The organism is Cupriavidus sp. OV096, from assembly GCF_900115455.1.
Taxonomy (GTDB): Bacteria; Pseudomonadota; Gammaproteobacteria; order Burkholderiales; family Burkholderiaceae; genus Cupriavidus.
Map to the genome: position 1 here is coordinate 81,230 of NZ_FOWM01000016.1, position 17,586 is coordinate 98,815.

Annotated in this window: 14 protein-coding genes; 7 read left to right on the forward strand and 7 right to left on the reverse strand. The window is 66.1% G+C overall.

The window, feature by feature from the left end; all coding sequences use genetic code 11:
* Position 1: 1 nt before the first annotated feature.
* Both BM115_RS25065 and purN read right to left on the reverse strand, forming a co-directional pair.
* Positions 2 to 1,402 (reverse strand): RsmB/NOP family class I SAM-dependent RNA methyltransferase, encoded by a 1,401-nt coding sequence (locus BM115_RS25065; protein ID WP_092300960.1) that lies wholly within the window; start codon positions 1,400 to 1,402, stop codon positions 2 to 4.
* Positions 1,399 to 2,058, reverse strand: a complete 660-nt coding sequence (gene purN / locus BM115_RS25070; RefSeq protein WP_092300963.1) for a phosphoribosylglycinamide formyltransferase — start codon at positions 2,056 to 2,058, stop codon at positions 1,399 to 1,401. The genes BM115_RS25065 and purN overlap by 4 nt, the downstream gene beginning before the upstream one ends.
* A 234-nt stretch (positions 2,059 to 2,292) precedes the next feature.
* Between purN and BM115_RS25075 the strand changes: the two genes are divergently transcribed.
* Positions 2,293 to 2,952, forward strand: coding sequence for a response regulator (locus tag BM115_RS25075; protein WP_092300966.1), 660 nt, complete (start codon positions 2,293 to 2,295; stop codon positions 2,950 to 2,952).
* A gap of 69 nt (positions 2,953 to 3,021) precedes the next feature.
* Here BM115_RS25075 and BM115_RS25080 read toward each other — a convergent pair whose 3' ends face one another.
* Positions 3,022 to 4,827 (reverse strand): ATP-binding response regulator, encoded by a 1,806-nt coding sequence (locus tag BM115_RS25080; protein WP_092301064.1) that lies wholly within the window; start codon positions 4,825 to 4,827, stop codon positions 3,022 to 3,024.
* Positions 4,828 to 5,017: 190 nt separating this feature from the next.
* On the opposite strand from BM115_RS25080, the gene BM115_RS25085 reads away from it, so the two are divergent.
* The 6 genes from BM115_RS25085 to dut all read left to right on the forward strand — a co-directional run bounded on the left by BM115_RS25085 (position 5,018) and on the right by dut (position 12,402).
* The gene (locus tag BM115_RS25085; protein WP_092300969.1) at positions 5,018 to 6,016 is read left to right on the forward strand and encodes a bifunctional riboflavin kinase/FAD synthetase; all 999 of its coding nucleotides are present in this window, start codon (positions 5,018 to 5,020) and stop codon (positions 6,014 to 6,016) included.
* Positions 6,017 to 6,129: 113 nt separating this feature from the next.
* The gene (gene ileS / locus BM115_RS25090; RefSeq protein WP_092300972.1) at positions 6,130 to 9,009 is read left to right on the forward strand and encodes an isoleucine--tRNA ligase; all 2,880 of its coding nucleotides are present in this window, start codon (positions 6,130 to 6,132) and stop codon (positions 9,007 to 9,009) included.
* Positions 9,009 to 9,551 (forward strand): signal peptidase II, encoded by a 543-nt coding sequence (gene lspA, locus BM115_RS25095; RefSeq protein WP_092300975.1) that lies wholly within the window; start codon positions 9,009 to 9,011, stop codon positions 9,549 to 9,551. The genes ileS and lspA overlap by 1 nt, the downstream gene beginning before the upstream one ends.
* Positions 9,552 to 9,573: 22 nt before the next feature.
* Complete coding sequence (gene coaBC, locus BM115_RS25100) at positions 9,574 to 10,773, forward strand: bifunctional phosphopantothenoylcysteine decarboxylase/phosphopantothenate--cysteine ligase CoaBC (protein ID WP_092300978.1); 1,200 nt, start codon at positions 9,574 to 9,576, stop codon at positions 10,771 to 10,773.
* Between the two features lie 12 nt (positions 10,774 to 10,785).
* Positions 10,786 to 11,820 carry an LLM class flavin-dependent oxidoreductase gene (locus BM115_RS25105; RefSeq protein ID WP_092300981.1) on the forward strand — a complete coding sequence of 345 codons (1,035 nt, stop codon included), beginning with the start codon at positions 10,786 to 10,788 and terminating at the stop codon, positions 11,818 to 11,820.
* 84 nt (positions 11,821 to 11,904) lie between these two features.
* Positions 11,905 to 12,402 (forward strand): dUTP diphosphatase, encoded by a 498-nt coding sequence (gene dut, locus BM115_RS25110; protein ID WP_092300984.1) that lies wholly within the window; start codon positions 11,905 to 11,907, stop codon positions 12,400 to 12,402.
* Positions 12,403 to 12,424: 22 nt separating this feature from the next.
* Here the strand turns inward: dut and BM115_RS25115 are convergent, their stop codons facing one another.
* From BM115_RS25115 to clpS, 4 genes are all read right to left on the reverse strand, one after another.
* Positions 12,425 to 13,270: a VOC family protein gene (locus BM115_RS25115; RefSeq protein WP_092300988.1), complete on the reverse strand. Its 846-nt coding sequence runs from the start codon at positions 13,268 to 13,270 to the stop codon at positions 12,425 to 12,427.
* A gap of 3 nt (positions 13,271 to 13,273) precedes the next feature.
* Positions 13,274 to 14,281: a tripartite tricarboxylate transporter substrate binding protein gene (locus BM115_RS25120; RefSeq protein WP_092300991.1), complete on the reverse strand. Its 1,008-nt coding sequence runs from the start codon at positions 14,279 to 14,281 to the stop codon at positions 13,274 to 13,276.
* Between the two features lie 184 nt (positions 14,282 to 14,465).
* The gene (gene clpA, locus BM115_RS25125) at positions 14,466 to 16,763 is read right to left on the reverse strand and encodes an ATP-dependent Clp protease ATP-binding subunit ClpA (protein ID WP_092300994.1); all 2,298 of its coding nucleotides are present in this window, start codon (positions 16,761 to 16,763) and stop codon (positions 14,466 to 14,468) included.
* The gene (gene clpS / locus BM115_RS25130; protein WP_008644942.1) at positions 16,760 to 17,086 is read right to left on the reverse strand and encodes an ATP-dependent Clp protease adapter ClpS; all 327 of its coding nucleotides are present in this window, start codon (positions 17,084 to 17,086) and stop codon (positions 16,760 to 16,762) included. The genes clpA and clpS overlap by 4 nt, the downstream gene beginning before the upstream one ends.
* Between the last annotated feature and the right edge of the window lie 500 nt (positions 17,087 to 17,586).

Genomic DNA, 17,586 nt, shown 5'->3' on the forward strand with positions numbered 1-17,586 from the left:
CTTATCGGGTGCGTTCCAACACCGCCGCGAAGAAGCCATCGGTCTGATGGATATGCGGAAACAGCGCCAACATGCCGCCTTCTGCCGGCAACTGGGGCACTTCGATCTTTTGCTCGGCCAGCACTTCAGCCACCGGCACGAGGCGGAAATTCTCGTGGGTTGCCAGGAAATCGCGGACGATTGCCTCGTTTTCAGCTTCCAGCACGCTGCAAGTCGCATATACGACTCGTCCGCCGCCCTTCACCAGGCGGGCCGCCGAGTCAAGGATGGCCGACTGCTTCGCGGTCAGCTCAACCACCGACTCCGGCGACTGGCGCCACTTCAGGTCCGGGTTGCGGCGCAGGGTGCCGAGGCCGCTGCAAGGCGCATCCACCAGTACGCGGTCGATCTTGCCAGCCAGACGCTTGATCTTGGCGTCGCGTTCGGAATCGATCAGCACCGGATGGACGTTCGACAGCCCGCTGCGCGCCAGGCGCGGCTTCAGGTTGGCCAGACGCTTCTCGGAGACGTCGAAGGCGTAGAGCCGGCCGGTCGAGCGCATGGCGGCGCCCAGCGACAGCGTCTTGCCACCCGCGCCGGCGCAGAAATCCACAACCATCTCGCCACGCTTGGGCGCCACGAGGTGGCACAGCAGTTGGCTGCCTTCGTCCTGCACTTCCACGCCGCCGTTGATAAACAGCGGCAACTGGTTCAGCGCGGGCTTGCCCTTGAGGCGGATGCCGGCGGGCGACATCGGGGCGACTTCGGCGGCGATGCCAGCCGTTTCCAGTTCGGCCAGCGCTTCTTCGCGGGAGATCTTGGCCGTGTTCACGCGCAGATCCAGCGGCGCGGGACGCAGCCACGCATCGCCGAGGGCGGTGGTGAAGGCTTCGCCATGGTGCGCGACGAGGTCGTCGTAGAGCCATTCCGGCAGGTTCGCCCGCACGCGCGGCGAGAGGCTGGAGCGCTCGATCGTCGTCAGACGGTCCAGCCACTCGGCTTCATCCGGGTAAAGGAACGGGCTCAGGACATCGCGGCCCAGCGTCGCGGCGAGGCCCAGCAGGCCCAGTCGGCGGGTGGCCGCACCGGTGCCACTTTCGGCGAATTGGCCGAATTCGACGCGTCGGCGCAACACTGCATAGATCGCCTCGGCAATGATGCCGCGATCCCGATGACCGAGTTTCGCGTTCTCGCGGAAGTAGTAGCTGACCACGGCGTCGGCCGGGCGTGCGAACAGCAGCACCTTGCCCAGCAGCCGTTCGATGTGTTGCAGGTGGAAAGCCTGCAGGCTACCCGAGCGTCCATGTGCGCCATCCACCCCTTGCGGGCGCGGCGTGGGGGCCATGCGGATCGGGCTGCCCTTGCCTTTGCTGCCGCGCGAACGCTGGCTTTTGTCCTGAGGTGTTGCGGGATTACGACTCATTGAGAGATGCCTGCCGCCGGAGCGGAGAGGGCCAGGAACCACTGCGGTTCGGCCGGTTGAACTTGAACCACGCCGTCTCGTACCTGCAGACGGTCTTCCACAAACCAGCGGACGGCGCGGGGATACATCACATGCTCGCAGTCGAGCAAACGCGTGGCGAGCGACTCGGGAGTGTCGCCAGGCAGAACATCGAGTGCTGCTTGCAGCACGATCGGACCATGATCGAGCTCCGGAGTGACGAAATGGACTGTCGCCCCGTGAAACTTGACGCCGGCCTCAAGGGCCTGGCGATGGGTATGGAGACCCGGGAAACTGGGCAGCAGCGACGGGTGGATATTCAGCATCCGGCCCGCGTAATGCTCCACGAATTCGGGCGTCAGGATGCGCATGAAGCCCGCCAGCACAACGAGATCGGGCTGGTGCGCGTCGATGGCATCGCGCATCGCCGCATCGAAACCGGCACGATCGGGGTACTGCTTGTGGTCCACCACGCCCGTGGCAATGCCGTGTTCCCCCGCAAACGCCAGACCGCTGGCGTCGGGACGGTTCGATAGCACCGCCGCCACGCGCCCCGGCCACTGCTCCGCGGCGCAGGCCCGGACGATGGCTTCCATGTTGCTGCCACGCCCGGAAATCAGGATCACAATATTTTTCATCGGCGCGATTCTACCAAGCTGTGGTCCAAACGCTTGCAAAGCGAGCACATTAGGTACTTAATTCACGCGAAACCGGCCTCCGGAGCGGGCGCGCGGCGCCCAGTACGATGCATATACCCCTGTGTGATGGATTGTGACGCCTCCCCCGCTCTGATAGAGTGGTCACTACGTCCACGCGCCACTGTGCAAGTAGGTGACAACAAGGACGAGACGGGAAATTAGACGGGAATACGCATGTCGAACGCTGCACCGACTTTGTTGGTGGTCGATGATCATCCTATGGCCCTCTCAGGCACCACCGCATTTCTCGCGGAGGTGATGCCCGATGTCGCCGTCCACGCGGCGGGCAGTGCCAAGGAAGCCCTCCACTCGCTAAACCAGGGATTGCGCCCCGATATCGTGCTGCTCGATATCTGGCTGAACGACGGTACCGGCTTCGATGCCATGCTGGCATTCAAGACCGTGATCCCGAGCGCGCGCTTCATCTTCATGTCCGCCGAGGCCACGCCAGAGATCGTGGGCCGCGCGCGGGCGCTCTCCGCCTGCGGCTTCGTGGGCAAGCACCTCGATGCCAACGCGTTCACGGCCGCCGTGCGCAAAGTGCTGGCCGGCGATACCAGCTTCCCGACCGACGAGGCGCTCTCCGGCCGCTCCCAGTCCTTCGGCCCCGCCCACGGCATTCCCGTGACGCCGGCCGAACTGGGCCTGACGCCGCGCCAGGGCTCGGTGCTCGCGCTGGTGCTGGAAGGACTGCCGAACAAGGTCATCGCCCGCAAGCTGGGCCTCACCGAGAATACGGTCAAGGAGCACGTCTCCGCCATTCTGCAACGGCTGGGCGTGCGCACGCGGATGCAGGTCATGTCGCGCATGGAACGGTTCCGGCTTCGCCAGTAATTCATCGTAGGATCTTCAAGCAATAACGCCACCCCCCTAGCGGTGGCGTTTTGCATTGCAGAACAGCGATCAGGCCGGATGGAGCCAGCGCCGCAGCAGCATGCGCAGGTTGCTCGGGTCCACCGGCTTGGGCAGCACGAAGTAGCCCGCCTCCTCGGCCGCCTGGAGCGCCGCCGATTTCAGGTCGCCGGTCAGCAGCGCGCTGCGCGCCTGGGGCTGCGTGGTCTGCCAGCGTTCGAGCAGGTCCAGCCCGTTTTCGCTGCCGGGCAGGCGCAGGTCGCAGAAGATGATGTCCGGCTTCAGCCCCTTGGCGAACAGCGCGTCGGCCTCGGCGCCATGGGCGGCGCAGGCCACGCGGATGCCCCACGCCTCCATCAGCGCGATCCAGGCCTTGCGGATCTGGCTGTCGTCGTCCACCACGAGCACGGTGCCGCGCAGCCGTTCCGGCTTGGCCTCCTGCGCCTGGACGTTGGCGCGCATGGCGCGCACGGCTTCGATGGTCTCCGCCGGCACCGGCGCCAGCGCGAACCAGAACACCGAGCCCTTGCCCGGCACCGAGCGCACGCCGTAGGTGCCGCGCATCAACCGCACGCATTCCTTGAAGATCGCCAGACCCAGCCCCAGGCCCTGCGAGGGGTCGCGCTGCGGGTTATGGACCTGGTAATACGGCGAGAAAATGTCCGGCAGGTGCTCGGGCGTGATGCCGGCGCCGGTGTCCCAGACTTCGAGCCGGATGTGCTTGCGCCGCTGCCGCGCCGTCACCAGCACGCCGCCGCGCTTGGTATAGCGCAGCGCGTTCTGCACGAGGTTGAACAGCGCGCGGCGCAGCAGCACCGGCTCGGCCATCGCGTACAGCTCGCTCGGCACGCGCGGGCTCAGGGTCAGGCCGCTGTCGCGCGCATCGGCGGCGAACTGGCTCATGACATCGTTGATCAGCGAACTCAGCTCGCAGGGCTCCAGCGTCGGCAGCACCTTGCGGCCTTCGAGCTTGGAGAGGTCGAGCAAGGACCGGAACAGCAGGTCGATGGTCTGCGTGCCGGCCGCCACCTGCTCCACCAGCGGATGGAGCGAGCTCGACTGGTTGCGCGCACGCAACGCTTCCACGAGCATGACCAGCGCATGCACGGGCTGGCGCAGGTCGTGGCTGGCAGCGGCCAGGAAGCGGGATTTCTCCTCGCTGGCGTGGAGCGCGCGCTCCTTTTCCTCCTGGAACTGCTTGGCCAGCCGGCGGCTTTCGCTCTCCAGCTGGATGGCGCGCACCAGCGTCTGCTGCAGGTTCAGCGCGTGCCGCGCCAGCATCAGCGCGTACAGGGCGAGCAGCACCTGCACGTAGCCGCCATGGTTCGGGAAGGCGAAATCGGCCAGCAAGACATTCGGCACGAGGATCGGGACGCCCGCGAAGACAAGGTTCGACGGGATAGGCGACTGCGAGGTGGCGCCGCCCGCCAGCACGCCGAGCGTGAGCAGGTACAGCACGCTCGAGAACACCACGGAGCTGGAATACAGATGGAGCAGCGCGGAGCTGCCCCAGGTCAGGCCGGTGAGGAAGGCAATCGCGCGCATGTGGTTCCACCACTTGCGCGTGTGCGCCGAACGGCTCATTTTGCCGGCGTCGCGCTGGTAGCCAAGGTAGAACCAGGTGCCGCCGGCGGTCAGGACCGCCATGATCGCGCACCAGGCCAGCAGGGCGAAGTGGTTGGCCTCGCTCCAGAAGGCAGCGGCGGTCAGCCACGGTAGCAGGACCGACGCGGCGATGCCGGTGGGCGAAACGCGGTGCACCGTGGCAAGCAGCTTGGCCCGCGTCTCGGTGTCCAGTTGTGGCCCGGGCGGGGGCAAGATCTTGTTGAGCAGCGCGTTCAAAGGGGGCCGTGGCATGTCGGAGTCGCGCATATCATGCCGCCTTTTGCCTGAGGGCGCCACGCCTGGCGGGCCGGATGACGCACAAAGTCAACGCTTGCGGGCAAGGCGCCGCCCTGCCCGCCCCGGTCCGCCCCCAAAGCGGGGCAAGCCGCCCCATTCGCCTTATAATGCCCCCTTTCCCCAAAACGCTTAGTCCGCCGTCCTCGTGAAAGTCTTCCGCGGCCTGCCCAACGCCGAAAGCCGGGCGCCCTGCGCGCTCACCATCGGCAATTTCGACGGTGTGCATCGCGGCCACCAGTCGTTGCTCGCGCGCGCGCGCGCCGCCGCGGATGCCCGCGGCCTGCCGCTCTGTGTAATGACGTTCGAGCCGCATCCGCGCGAATTCTTCACACCCGAGCGCGCGCCCACGCGCATCGCGCTGTTGCGCGACAAGCTCGACGCCCTGCGCCGCAACGGGGTGGACCGCGTGGTGGTGGAACACTTCAACGCCCATTTCGCCGCCCAGTCTCCGCAAGCCTTCGTCGAGAACGTGCTCTGGCACGGGCTGCACGCGCGCTGGGTGCTGGTGGGCGATGATTTCCGCTTCGGCGCCCGCCGCGCCGGCGACTTTGCCTATCTTGAGGAAGCGGGCCGCCAGTTCGGCGTCGACGTCGAACAAATGGGCTCCGTCTCCGAAGGCGGTATCCGCATCTCCAGCTCGGCCGTGCGCCAGGCGCTGGCCGATGGCGACCTCGAACACGCCCGACGCCTGCTGGGCCATGGCTACGCCATCAGCGGCCACGTGATCCACGGCCGCAAGCTCGGCCGCGACCTCGGTTTCCCGACGCTGAACCTCAAGATCTCGCACAAGCGGCCCGCCGTGAACGGCATCTTCGTGGTGCAGGTGCACGGGCTGGCCGATCATCCGCTGCCCGGCGTGGCCAGCATCGGCGTGCGCCCCACCGTCGAGGATGCCGGCCGCGTGCTGCTGGAAGTGCATCTGTTCGACTTCAACGAGAACCTTTACGGCAAGCTGGTCCGCGTGGAATTCATGAAGAAGCTGCGCGATGAAGCGCGCTTCGACACGCTCGAGGCCCTGACGGCGGCCATCGCCCAGGACACCCTCGACGCCCGCGCCTTCTTCGGCCTGGCCGCCCCCGGCGGCACCGAGGCCGGCCCGGGCCGGCGCGACTTCGCCACCTCCGCCACCGACCGAATTAGCTAGCGGCCGGCCGCTGCCGAAGGTGCAGCAGCCGGGACCCGCCCCGCCATACCCCATGACCAGCGCGCCGGCCATTCCACCCGCCGCGCCCCACTGAATTGCCCCGAGAATCGAACATGTCCGACGAGAAACGCGCCAAGCCCGAGAAAAGCAAGTATCCGGTGAACCTGCTGGATACCCCCTTCCCCATGCGTGGCGACCTGCCCAAGCGCGAGCCGCAATGGGTGAAGCAGTGGCAGGACAAGCAGCTCTACAAGAAGATTCGCGCCGCGCGCAAGGGCGCGAAGAAGTTCGTGCTGCACGATGGCCCCCCGTATGCCAACGGCGACATCCACATTGGCCACGCCGTGAACAAGGTCCTCAAGGACATGATCATCAAGGCGCGCGGGCTGACAGGGCTGGACGCCGTGTATGTGCCGGGCTGGGACTGCCACGGCATGCCGATCGAGATCCAGATCGAGAAGAAATTCGGCAAGGGCCTGCCGGTGCAGGAAGTGCAGGCCAAGGCCCGCGCCTACGCCACCGAACAGATCGCCCGCCAGAAGGTGGACTTCGAGCGCCTGGGCGTGCTGGGCGACTGGGACCACCCCTACCTGACCATGAACTTCAGCAACGAAGCCGATGAGCTGCGTGCGCTGGGCAAGATCATGGAGAAGGGTTACGTGTTCCGCGGCCTGAAGCCCGTGAACTGGTGTTTCGACTGCGGTTCGGCGCTGGCCGAAGCTGAGGTCGAGTACAAGGACAAGACCGACCTGTCGATCGACGTGGGCTTCCCGTTCGCGGAAGTCGACAAGCTCGCGCGCGCCTTCCACGTGCCGGTGGCGCAGCTCGAAGGCAAGCCCGGCTGGGTGGTGATCTGGACCACCACGCCGTGGACCATCCCGAGCAACCAGGCGCTGAACATGCACCCGGAAGTGGAATACGCGCTGGTGGACACGCCGCGCGGCTTCCTGATCCTGGCCAAGGACCGCGTCGAGGAACAGCTCAAGACCTACGCGCTGGAAGGCAGCGTGGTGGCCACCGCGCGCGGCGACGCGCTGTCGGAAATCCGCTTCCACCACCCGCTGGCCAAGATCGATGCCGGCTACGCGCGCACCTCGCCGGTCTACCTCGGCGACTACGTGACCACCGATACCGGTACCGGCATCGTCCACTCGGCGCCGGCCTATGGCGTGGAAGACTTCCAGTCGTGCAAGGCGCACGGCATGCCCGACGCGGACATCATCAGCCCGGTGATGGGCGATGGCGTCTACGCCAGCACGCTGCCGCTGTTCGGCGGGCTGTCGATCTGGGCCGCGAACCCCAAGATCGTGGAGGTGCTGCGCGAGTCTGGAAACCTGTTCAACTCGCATAAGTACGAGCACAGCTACATGCACTGCTGGCGTCACAAGACGCCGATCATCTACCGCGCCACCTCGCAGTGGTTCGCGGGGATGGACGTGAACCCGGTCGACAACGGCCCCACGCTGCGCGCAACCGCGCTGGCCGGCATCGAGGCCACCGAGTTCTTCCCCGCCTGGGGCAAGCAGCGGCTGCACAATATGATCGCCAACCGCCCGGACTGGACGCTCTCGCGCCAGCGCCAATGGGGCGTGCCGATGGCGTTCTTCGTCCACAAGGAAACGGGCGCCCTGCATCCGCGCACGCCGGAGCTGCTGGAGCAGATCGCCCAGCGCGTGGAGCAGCACGGCATCGAGGCCTGGCAGGCGCTCGATCCGAAGGAATTGCTAAGCGATGAGGCCGCCGTCTACGAGAAGAACCGCGACACGCTCGACGTCTGGTTCGACTCCGGCACCACGCACTGGACCGTGATCCGTGGCTCGCACCGTGACGACCTCTACGATCCGTCCGCCGATACCCCCGATGGCCGTCTGGCAGACCTGTACCTCGAAGGCTCGGACCAGCACCGCGGCTGGTTCCACTCGTCGCTGCTGACCGCCTCGATGCTGTACGGCAAGCCGCCCTACAAGGCGCTGCTGACCCACGGCTTCACCGTGGACGGCGAAGGTCGCAAGATGTCCAAATCGGTCGGCAACACCGTGTCGCCGCAGGACATCTCCAATAAGATGGGTGCCGAGATCATCCGCCTGTGGGTGGCTTCCACGGACTACTCCGGCGAACTGTCGATCTCGGACGAAATCCTGAAGCGCGTGGTGGAAGGCTATCGCCGGATTCGTAATACGCTGCGATTCCTGCTGTCGAACCTGACCGACTACGATCACGCCAAGCATGCGCTGCCGGCCTCGGAATGGCTCGAGATCGACCGCTACGCCGTGGCCCTGACGGACCGCCTGCAGAAGGAAGTGCTGTCGCACTACCAGGCGTACGAGTTCCACCCGGTGGTGGCCAAGCTCCAGACCTTCTGCTCGGAAGACCTGGGCGGCTTCTACCTGGACGTGCTCAAGGACCGCCTGTACACCACGGCGCCCGACTCGCAGGCCCGCCGCGCCGCCCAGAACGCGCTGTATCACATCACCCAGGCCATGCTGCACTGGATGGCGCCGTTCCTGTCGTTCACGGCCGAGGAAGCATGGCAGATCTTCGCCCACGGCACCGCGCACACGGACACCATCTTCACGAGCACGTACTACGCGGTGCCCGCCGTCGACAACGCCGACGATCTCCTGCAAAAGTGGCACGAAATCCGCGCCGTGCGCGCGGAAGTGACCAAGCAGCTGGAGTCGGTGCGTGTGGAAGGCGAGATCGGCTCGTCGCTGCAGGCCGAAGTCACGATCGCGGCCGGCGGCCCGGTGCTGGAGGCCCTGCAAAGCCTGCACGACGACCTGCGCTTCGTGCTGCTGACCTCTGCGGCCAAGGTCACGGCCGCGCCGGAAGGCGGCGACCTGCTCGTCACAGTCACGCCGTCGGCGCACGCAAAGTGCGAGCGTTGCTGGCATTACCGCGCCGATGTGGGCCATAACCCCGAACATCCGACCCTTTGCGGCCGCTGCGACAGCAACCTGTTCGGCGCCGGTGAACACAGGAGCCACGCCTGATGGCATCGTCCTCCACCCGATCGACGCGCGCCACGCCGGCCCGCAAAACCTCCAAGAGCCGTGGCAGTGCCAACGTCACGCCGTGGCTCTGGATGGCCTTCGCGCTGCTGGTGGTCCTGATCGACCAGTTCTTCAAGATCCTGATCACGCGGTCGTTCCAGTACGGCGAGTCGCGCCCGGTCACGCGCTTCTTCAACCTCGTGCTGGTCTATAACAAGGGCGCGGCGTTCAGCTTCCTGGCCGATGCCGGCGGCTGGCAGCGCTGGTTCTTCACGCTGCTGGGCGTGGTGGTGGGCGGGTTCATCGTCTGGCTGCTGTACCGCCATACGGGACAGAAGCTGTTCTGCCTGGCGGTGTCCCTGATCCTGGGCGGCGCCATCGGCAACGTCGTGGATCGCGTGCTGTACGGCCATGTGATCGACTTCCTCGACTTCCACTGGCGCAACATGCATTTCCCGGCGTTCAACGTGGCCGATTGCGCCATCACGGTCGGCGCGGTGCTGCTGATTCTGGACGAACTGCGACGCGTTCGTCGTCACTGACTGGAACCCTGAGAGCCTACCCATGGATCTGCGAGGCAAGCACATCGTCCTTGGCCTGACCGGCGGCATCGCCTGCTACAAGTCGGCCGAGCTGGTCCGCCTGCTGACCAAGGCCGGGGCCACCGTGCAGGTGGCGATGACCGAGGCGGCAACGCACTTCATCACGCCCGTGACCATGCAGGCGCTCTCGGGGCGACCCGTGTTCCTGTCGCAGTGGGACGCGCGCATCGATAACAACATGGCCCACATCGACCTCTCGCGCGAGGCCGATGCCATCCTGATCGCCCCAGCCTCCACCGATTTCCTGGCCAAGGTGGCCAACGGCCTGTGCGACGATCTGCTGACAACGCTCTGCATCGCGCGTGAATGCCCGCTACTGGTGGCGCCGGCGATGAACCGCCAGATGTGGGCCGCCGCGCCCACGCAGCGCAACGCCGCGCAACTGCGCGCGGACGGCGTGGCGATCCTCGGCCCGGGCACCGGCGACCAGGCGTGCGGCGAGATTGGCGACGGTCGGATGCTGGACCCGGCGGAGATCGTCGAGGATCTCGTCGCCTTCTTCCAGCCCAAGCCGCTCGCCGGCAAGCGCGTGCTGATCACGGCTGGGCCGACTTTCGAGGCGATCGATCCTGTGCGCGGCATCACCAACCTGTCGTCGGGCAAGATGGGCTTCTCGATTGCCCGCGCCGCTCGCGAGGCCGGCGCCGATGTCCTGCTCGTGGCCGGCCCCACCGCGCTGGACACGCCGCGCGGCGTGGTGCGCACCGACGTGCGCAGCGCCCAGCAGATGCACGACACGGTGATGGCGCAGTTGCGTGATGTCGACGTCTTCGTCGCCGTGGCAGCGGTGGCCGACTGGCGCCCCGCCGAGGTCTCCCGGCAGAAGATCAAGAAGGCCAACGACACCGACACGCCAACGCTGCAGTTCATCCAGAATCCGGACATCCTGGCCGCCGTGGCCGCGCGCGCCGATGCGCCCTATTGCGTGGGGTTCGCCGCCGAAAGCGAGAACCTGGAGCAGTACGGCGAGCAGAAGCGCCAGCGCAAGGGCGTGCCGCTGCTGGTGGGCAACATCGGCCACCACACCTTCGGTATGGACGACAACGAGATCGTGCTGTTCGATGCGGGCGGCATGACCCGGCTGCCGCGCGCGGACAAGCTCTCGCTCGCACGCGACCTCGTGGCCGCCATCGGCCAACGCCTGCCGCGCAAACCCGTCTGAGCCTTCGTAAGCATGACTGCTGTGAATCGTCCCAAATTGCGCCTGTCCGTGCTCGACCAGAGCCCGGTGATTGCCGGCTACAGCGCGCGCGACGCGCTGGCCGCCACCGTCGAACTGGCCCAACTCGCCGACGACCTCGGCTACACCCGCTACTGGTGCGCCGAGCACCATGGCCTGCAGGGCGTGTGCAACCCGGCGCCCGAGGTCATGCTGGCGCGGCTCGGCAGTGTGACAAACCGTATCCGGCTCGGCTCGGGCGGCGTGATGCTGCCCTACTACAGCCCCTTCAAGGTGGCCGAGCAGTTCCGCATGCTCGAAGGCCTGTTCCCGAACCGGATCGATCTGGGCGTGGGCCGCGCGCCCGGCGGCGACATGCGCACGGCGCAGGCCGTGTCCATGGGCCAGTACAACCGGGGCGACCAGTTTCCCCAGCAGGTGCAGGACCTGGCCTGGCTGCTGCGCGGCGAGGTGCCGCCCGGCCACGTGGCCGAAGGCGTGCTGCTGCAGCCGGCCATCGACACCCGGCCCGAACTCTGGGTGCTCGGCTCAAGCGATTTCGGCGGCGCGCTGGCCGCCAAGCTCGGCCTCCGCTTTGCCTTCGCCCACTTCATCAATGCCCATGGCGGGCACGCCGTGGCGCAGCAGTACCGGGCCGGCTTCGAACCCGGCTATGAGGATGCCCCCTACAGCGCGGCGGCGGTCTTCGTGATCTGCGCCGATACCGAGGCGGAAGCGGCAGAACTGGAGCGCGCCGTGGACATCCGCCGCCTGCAGATGGCGTATGGCGTCAACGCGCCGATCCCCTCGCTGGCCCAGGCGGCCGATTTCACGCCGAGCGAGCGCGATCGCATGATCATCGAGCGCGAACGTCCGCGCACCATCTGCGGCACGCCCGAGGTGGTGGCCGAGCGCATGCTGGCGCTGCGCGAGCGCTTCGCGGCCGATGAGCTGGTGGTGCTGAGCGTGACGGCTTCGTACGCGGCGCGGCTGCGCACCTACCAGTTGCTCGCCGAGGCGTTCGACCTCTCCGGCGCGTCGGCCGGCTGAGCCGCGCACGCGCGGTATCATCCCATCCCGCCTTCTTCAGATACTTTCCTGGCTCTTTCCTGAGCCAACTACCCGGATTTGCACATGACCGCACCCCTGAACCCCGCCGTCGAAATCAAGGTCCTGGACACCCGCCTCAATGACTGGGGCCTGCCGGCCTACCAGAGCGACATGGCCGCCGCCATCGACCTGCATGCTTGCGTGGACGGCCCGGTCAGCATCGCCCCCGGCACCGCCGCGCAACTGGTGCCGGCCGGCATCGCCGTGCACATGGGCAATCCGTACATGGCCGCCACCATCGTGCCGCGTTCGGGCCTGGGACATAAGAAAGGTCTCGTGCTCGGCAATACGATCGGGGTGATCGACGCCGATTACCAAGGCCAAATCATGGTGAGTGTGTGGAATCGCAATGCGCCCGGCACCGAGCCGATCGTGATCCAGCCCGGCGAGCGCATCGCCCAGATGATGTTCGTGCCGGTGCTGCGGCCCGTATTCACGACCGTGACCGAGTTCTCGGCGGACACCGCCCGCGGCGCGGGCGGCTTCGGCTCGACCGGCGTGCATCACGCCAAGGCCGGCTGAGCGCCGAACCTGTAAGGCTCGATCAGGCCTGCGCGAAGATCAGCGCCACGCCGTTGGCGCTGGCCGCCGGGATCAGTGTGGCCTGCGGGCCAAGGTCCACGGTGGCAATCGACTGCGTGCCCCAGTAAGTGCGCGCTTTCGCCAGATCCGAGGTCCTGAGCCGGATCGCGGCATAGCCCGTCGATTCGGCGGTGATTTGTAGCGTACCCGTCACCTCGGCGAGCGCGTCGGCCGTCGAGATAACCAGTTCGGCGCCATCCACCGCGATGCGCGCGACGCGATCATCGGCGGCAATCAGCTTGCCGGCCGTGATCTCCACATAGGCGGCAGCCGCCGCCCCCACCTGCCCCGCTTCCACAACCAAGTAGGCTGCCTCGATGGCGGTGGCGCCGTTTGCGTGCGCCAGCCATTCCGGACGCCACAGCAGCTCGGGCGTGCGGTGCTCGCAGACGAAGTAACGCGCGCCGGGGGCGTCGTCGAGGGCCGTCACGCGGAAGGTGGCCGGATGCTCCGAACCATTGTCCAGCCGCACCGGCCGAGAGAATTCGATCGGATCGGATGTCTTGTAGCCCGCCGCACGCAGTCGTGCCGCCGTGGCAAACGCATCGCGGCTCTTGCAGGACATCGCCGCGCAACCGTCGCCGCGCTGCTGGGCGTCCCAGTAATACTGGCGGCTCGGGCTCGGCGCGGTCACGTGGAGCAGCTCGAGATAATCGCGCGCCAGCATGATGCAGTGGTTCTGCGAACCAAGCGTGTGATAGCCGCGCGGGGTCAATGTGAAGCCGAGTGCACGCCAATTGGCGGCGGCGGCATCAAGATCGCCGCAGACCACCACGGCGTGATCGAACGGTTCGGAGACAGCCGTCATCGCTTATTCGAACTGGATATTGGCCTTGCGGGCCACGGCCTGCCATTTGTCGTGCTCGTGCCGCACCAGGTTGCCGAGGTCCGCCGGCGTACCCACGGCGATCTCGAACCCCTGTGCCGACAGCGCCTCGACCACCTTGGGCTGACGGATCGATTCCGCCAACGCGTCGTGCAGTCGCATCACCGTGGCGGGCTGCATGCCGGCCGGGCCGAACACGCCGATCCACGAATAGGCCTCGAAGCCCTTGAAGCCCTGCTCGGCCACGGTCGGCACCTGCGGCAACTGGCGGATGCGGCTCGTGCCAGTCACGCCAAGCACCTTGATGGTCTTGGCCGCGACGTGCGCCTGCACTGCCGCGAAGCTGCTGAAGAACACGTCCACCTCGCCCGCCAGCACGGCCTGCACGGCAGGGCCGCCGCCCTTGTAGGGCACGTGGAGGAACTGCACGCCCGCCTCGGTGGCCAGCGCCTCGGCGGCAAGCTGATTCAGGCTGCCGATGCCCGACGAGGCGTAGCGGATGCCGCCCGGCTTGGCCTTGGCCAGCTCGATCAATTCCTTGACGTTCGATGCACCCACGCCCGGGTTCGCGGCAATGACCAGCGGAAAACGCACCAACTGGGTAATCGGCGTGAAGTCTTTGAAGGTGTCGTACGGGAGGTTCTTGTACGCAAATGGGTTGATCGCGTGCGTATCGAACGCCATCAGCAGCGTCGTGCCGTCCGGCTTGGCGCGCGCCACGGTGCTGCTGGCGATCAGGCCGCCCGCGCCGGGCTTGTTGTCGACCACGACGGTCTGGCCGAGGCCAGTCTTCAGCCCCGGTTGCAGCTGGCGCGCGACGATGTCCACGCTGCCACCCGGTGGGAACGGCAACACCATCGCAATCGGCCGGTTGCCGATACCGGTGTCGGCATGGGTCACGGCAGCGAAGGACGCCAGGGACGCGGGCATGGCCCCCATCGGCAGCGTCTTGAGCAGCAGGCGGCGGAGCCGCGCGCGTTCGGGAGAAGACATCGATAACTCAGGCTGGGCGGTCAACCGACCGCGTACAAAAAAGAAAGGGCGGCACGCCGCCACCCTCTATTTTGCCCGATGATCGCCCACGTTGCTGGCGCGGGCATCGTTGATCGCCCAGAAATGGAACAATCCAGGAACAAACGGGCCGGCACTGAGGCCGGCCCGCAACGCCTCGTCAGGTTCAGGCCTCGGCGCGCTGTTCGCTTTCCGGTGCCTCCGGCGGTTCCGGATCGGCCTCGGAGAACGTCAGCTTGATCTGATCGCCCTCGTCCAGGTCCACGACCACCTTGCCGCCGGTCACCAGCTTGCCGAACAGCAGTTCGTCGGCAAGTGCCTTGCGGATCATGTCCTGGATCAGGCGCTGCATCGGCCGCGCACCCATCAGCGGATCGAAGCCCTTCTTGGCCAGGAACTTGCGCAGGGTCTCGGTGAAGCTCGCTTCCACCTTCTTCTCGTGCAACTGCTCTTCCAGTTGCATCAGGAACTTGTCCACCACGCGCAGGATGATTTCCTCATCCAGCGAACGGAAGCTGATGGTCGCGTCCAGGCGGTTGCGGAACTCCGGCGTGAACATACGCTTGATGTCCGCCATTTCGTCGCCCTGCTCGCGCGCGCTCGTGAAGCCGATCGTGGCGCGGTTCATGGTCTCCGCCCCCGCGTTCGTGGTCATGATGATGATCACGTTGCGGAAGTCAGCGCGCCGGCCGTTGTTATCGGTCAGCGCCCCATGGTCCATCACCTGCAGCAGGATATTGAAAATATCCGGATGCGCCTTTTCGATCTCATCGAGCAGCAGCACGCAGTGCGGCTTCTTCGTCACCGCCTCGGTCAGCAAACCACCCTGATCGAAGCCGACATAGCCCGGAGGCGCACCGATCAGGCGGCTGACCGCGTGGCGCTCCATGTATTCGGACATGTCGAAGCGGAGCAACTCGATGCCCATGATGAAGGCGAGCTGCTTGGCGACTTCGGTCTTGCCGACACCGGTCGGGCCCGAGAACAGGAACGAGCCGATCGGCTTGTCCGTCTTGCCCAGGCCAGCCCGCGACATCTTGATGGCCGACGACAGCGCCTCGATGGCCGGGTCTTGCCCGAACACCACCGACTTCAGGTCGCGATCCAGCGTCTGCAGCTTGCTGCGATCGTCCTGGTTCACGCTCTGCGGCGGGATCCGCGCGATGCGCGAGACGATGTCCTCGATCTCGCCCTTGCCAATGGTCTTCTTCTGCTTCGACTTCGGCAGGATGCGCTGCGCAGCACCTGCCTCATCGATCACATCAATCGCCTTGTCCGGCAGATGACGGTCGGTGATGAAGCGCGCCGACAGTTCGGCTGCAGCAGTCAGTGCCGCGGCGGCGTACTTGACGCCGTGGTGCTCCTCGAACCGCGACTTCAGGCCACGCAGGATCTGCACGGTCTGGTCTACCGAGGGCTCGACCACGTCGATCTTCTGGAAACGCCGCGACAAGGCCGCATCTTTCTCGAAAATGCCGCGATATTCGGTGAACGTGGTCGCACCGACGCACTTGAGCGCCCCAGACGACAGCGCCGGCTTGAGCAGGTTGCTGGCGTCCAGCGTGCCGCCCGAGGCGGCGCCTGCGCCGATCAGCGTGTGGATTTCGTCGATGAACAGGATCGCGTTCGGATTGTCCTTGAGCGACTTCAGCACGCCCTTCAGGCGTTGTTCGAAATCGCCCCGATACTTGGTGCCGGCCAGCAGCGCGCCCATGTCGAGCGAGTACACGACAGCCTTTTCCAGGATGTCAGGCACCTCGTTCTTGGTGATGCGCCACGCCAGACCCTCGGCGATGGCGGTCTTGCCCACGCCAGCCTCGCCCACCAGCAGCGGGTTGTTCTTGCGTCGGCGGCACAGCACCTGCACCACGCGCTCCACCTCGGAATCCCGGCCAATCAGTGGATCGATCTTGCCGGCCTTGGCCAGGGCGTTCAGGTTCTGGGTGTACTGCTCGAGCGGACTTTCCTTGCCGTCGCCACCCTCGCCCTCGGCATTACCCTCGCCGTGCTTGGCCGGCTCGGACTGGTCCTTGCGGATGCCGTGGCTGATGAAATTGACGACATCGAGGCGCGTCACTCCCTGCTGTTGCAGGTAGTAGACCGCATGTGAGTCCTTTTCGCCGAAGATAGCCACCAGAACATTGGCGCCAGTGACTTCCTTCTTGCCGTTGGACGTGGACTGCACGTGCATGATGGCGCGCTGGATCACCCGCTGGAAGCCCAGCGTGGGTTGCGTGTCCACCTCGTCCGACCCCGGTACGACTGGGGTGTTATCGGCAATGAAGTTCTTCAGGCTGGTGCGCAAGTCCTCGATATTGGCTGCGCACGCGCGCAGCACTTCGGCTGCCGTCGGGTTGTCGAGCAACGCCAGCAGCAGGTGTTCCACGGTAATGAACTCGTGGCGCGCCTGGCGGGCTTCGACAAAAGCCATGTGCAGGCTTACTTCCAATTCTTGCGCAATCATGCTTCCTCCATCACGCACTGCAACGGGTGGCCCGCCTGCCGCGCATGGGTTGATACAAGCTCGACCTTGGTCGCCGCGATATCCCGCGTGTAGATACCGCAAACGCCCTTGCCTTCCCGGTGGACGGTGAGCATGATCTGCGTCGCCGTTTCCCGGTCCCTGCTGAAATACTGCTGCAGGATCATCACGACGAACTCCATCGGTGTGTAGTCGTCGTTGAGCAGGACCACCTTGTACATCGCCGGGGGTTTGAGCTGTTGCTCCTTCCGTTCGATGACGGTGCCTGTCTCGCGTTGTGGGGTATTCGCCAGCCGTGTCGCCATGGCTTTATTCTAACCCTTACTCACAAGTCTGCAATTTGGGGAAATGGCCACGTATTCAAGGGCCACACCTTCGGAAAGTTCCAACGTGTCCGAACGCACGGAAATGCCGCAAACGACTTACGCCGCACGTCCGTGGTGCACGGCGCGCCCGGCCTTCGGGCAGGCTGCACGCCTGTCGCAAAGGTACCATTCCGCGCCGTTTCAATCCCGCCACACCCTACGCCGAGTGGGGAATCTGCCAGCTTGACAGTATGGTGGTTTGCCAGAAAAATCGGTCGCACATCCAGGCCCGACCGGCGAGCCAAACGTACAAGGCCGGCCCGGATGATTCCGTGAGCAGGGAGGCCCACGACCGGCGTCGGCACGACGTTTTCCACCTGATTATCAGGCGGATCGCAATGTCTTGCCACGCGCTCCACAAGACCCGGCGATTCCACCGGCCGAATCCGACAAGGATCGGCCCGGCGGGCGCGCCGGCGTCATGCGGCTGGCCACAGGTT

What these genes read in the sequence shown, in the direction of transcription:
- BM115_RS25065 (WP_092300960.1), bottom strand. Translation starts at nt 1,402, where the DNA reads ATGAGTCGTAATCCCGCAACACCTCAGGACAAAAGCCAGCGTTCGCGC.
- purN (WP_092300963.1), bottom strand. Translation starts at nt 2,058, where the DNA reads ATGAAAAATATTGTGATCCTGATTTCCGGGCGTGGCAGCAACATGGAA.
- BM115_RS25075 (WP_092300966.1), top strand. Translation starts at nt 2,293, where the DNA reads ATGTCGAACGCTGCACCGACTTTGTTGGTGGTCGATGATCATCCTATG.
- BM115_RS25080 (WP_092301064.1), bottom strand. Translation starts at nt 4,827, where the DNA reads ATGCCACGGCCCCCTTTGAACGCGCTGCTCAACAAGATCTTGCCCCCG.
- ileS (WP_092300972.1), top strand. Translation starts at nt 6,130, where the DNA reads ATGTCCGACGAGAAACGCGCCAAGCCCGAGAAAAGCAAGTATCCGGTG.
- lspA (WP_092300975.1), top strand. Translation starts at nt 9,009, where the DNA reads ATGGCATCGTCCTCCACCCGATCGACGCGCGCCACGCCGGCCCGCAAA.
- coaBC (WP_092300978.1), top strand. Translation starts at nt 9,574, where the DNA reads ATGGATCTGCGAGGCAAGCACATCGTCCTTGGCCTGACCGGCGGCATC.
- BM115_RS25105 (WP_092300981.1), top strand. Translation starts at nt 10,786, where the DNA reads ATGACTGCTGTGAATCGTCCCAAATTGCGCCTGTCCGTGCTCGACCAG.
- dut (WP_092300984.1), top strand. Translation starts at nt 11,905, where the DNA reads ATGACCGCACCCCTGAACCCCGCCGTCGAAATCAAGGTCCTGGACACC.
- BM115_RS25115 (WP_092300988.1), bottom strand. Translation starts at nt 13,270, where the DNA reads ATGACGGCTGTCTCCGAACCGTTCGATCACGCCGTGGTGGTCTGCGGC.
- BM115_RS25120 (WP_092300991.1), bottom strand. Translation starts at nt 14,281, where the DNA reads ATGTCTTCTCCCGAACGCGCGCGGCTCCGCCGCCTGCTGCTCAAGACG.
- clpA (WP_092300994.1), bottom strand. Translation starts at nt 16,763, where the DNA reads ATGATTGCGCAAGAATTGGAAGTAAGCCTGCACATGGCTTTTGTCGAA.
- clpS (WP_008644942.1), bottom strand. Translation starts at nt 17,086, where the DNA reads ATGGCGACACGGCTGGCGAATACCCCACAACGCGAGACAGGCACCGTC.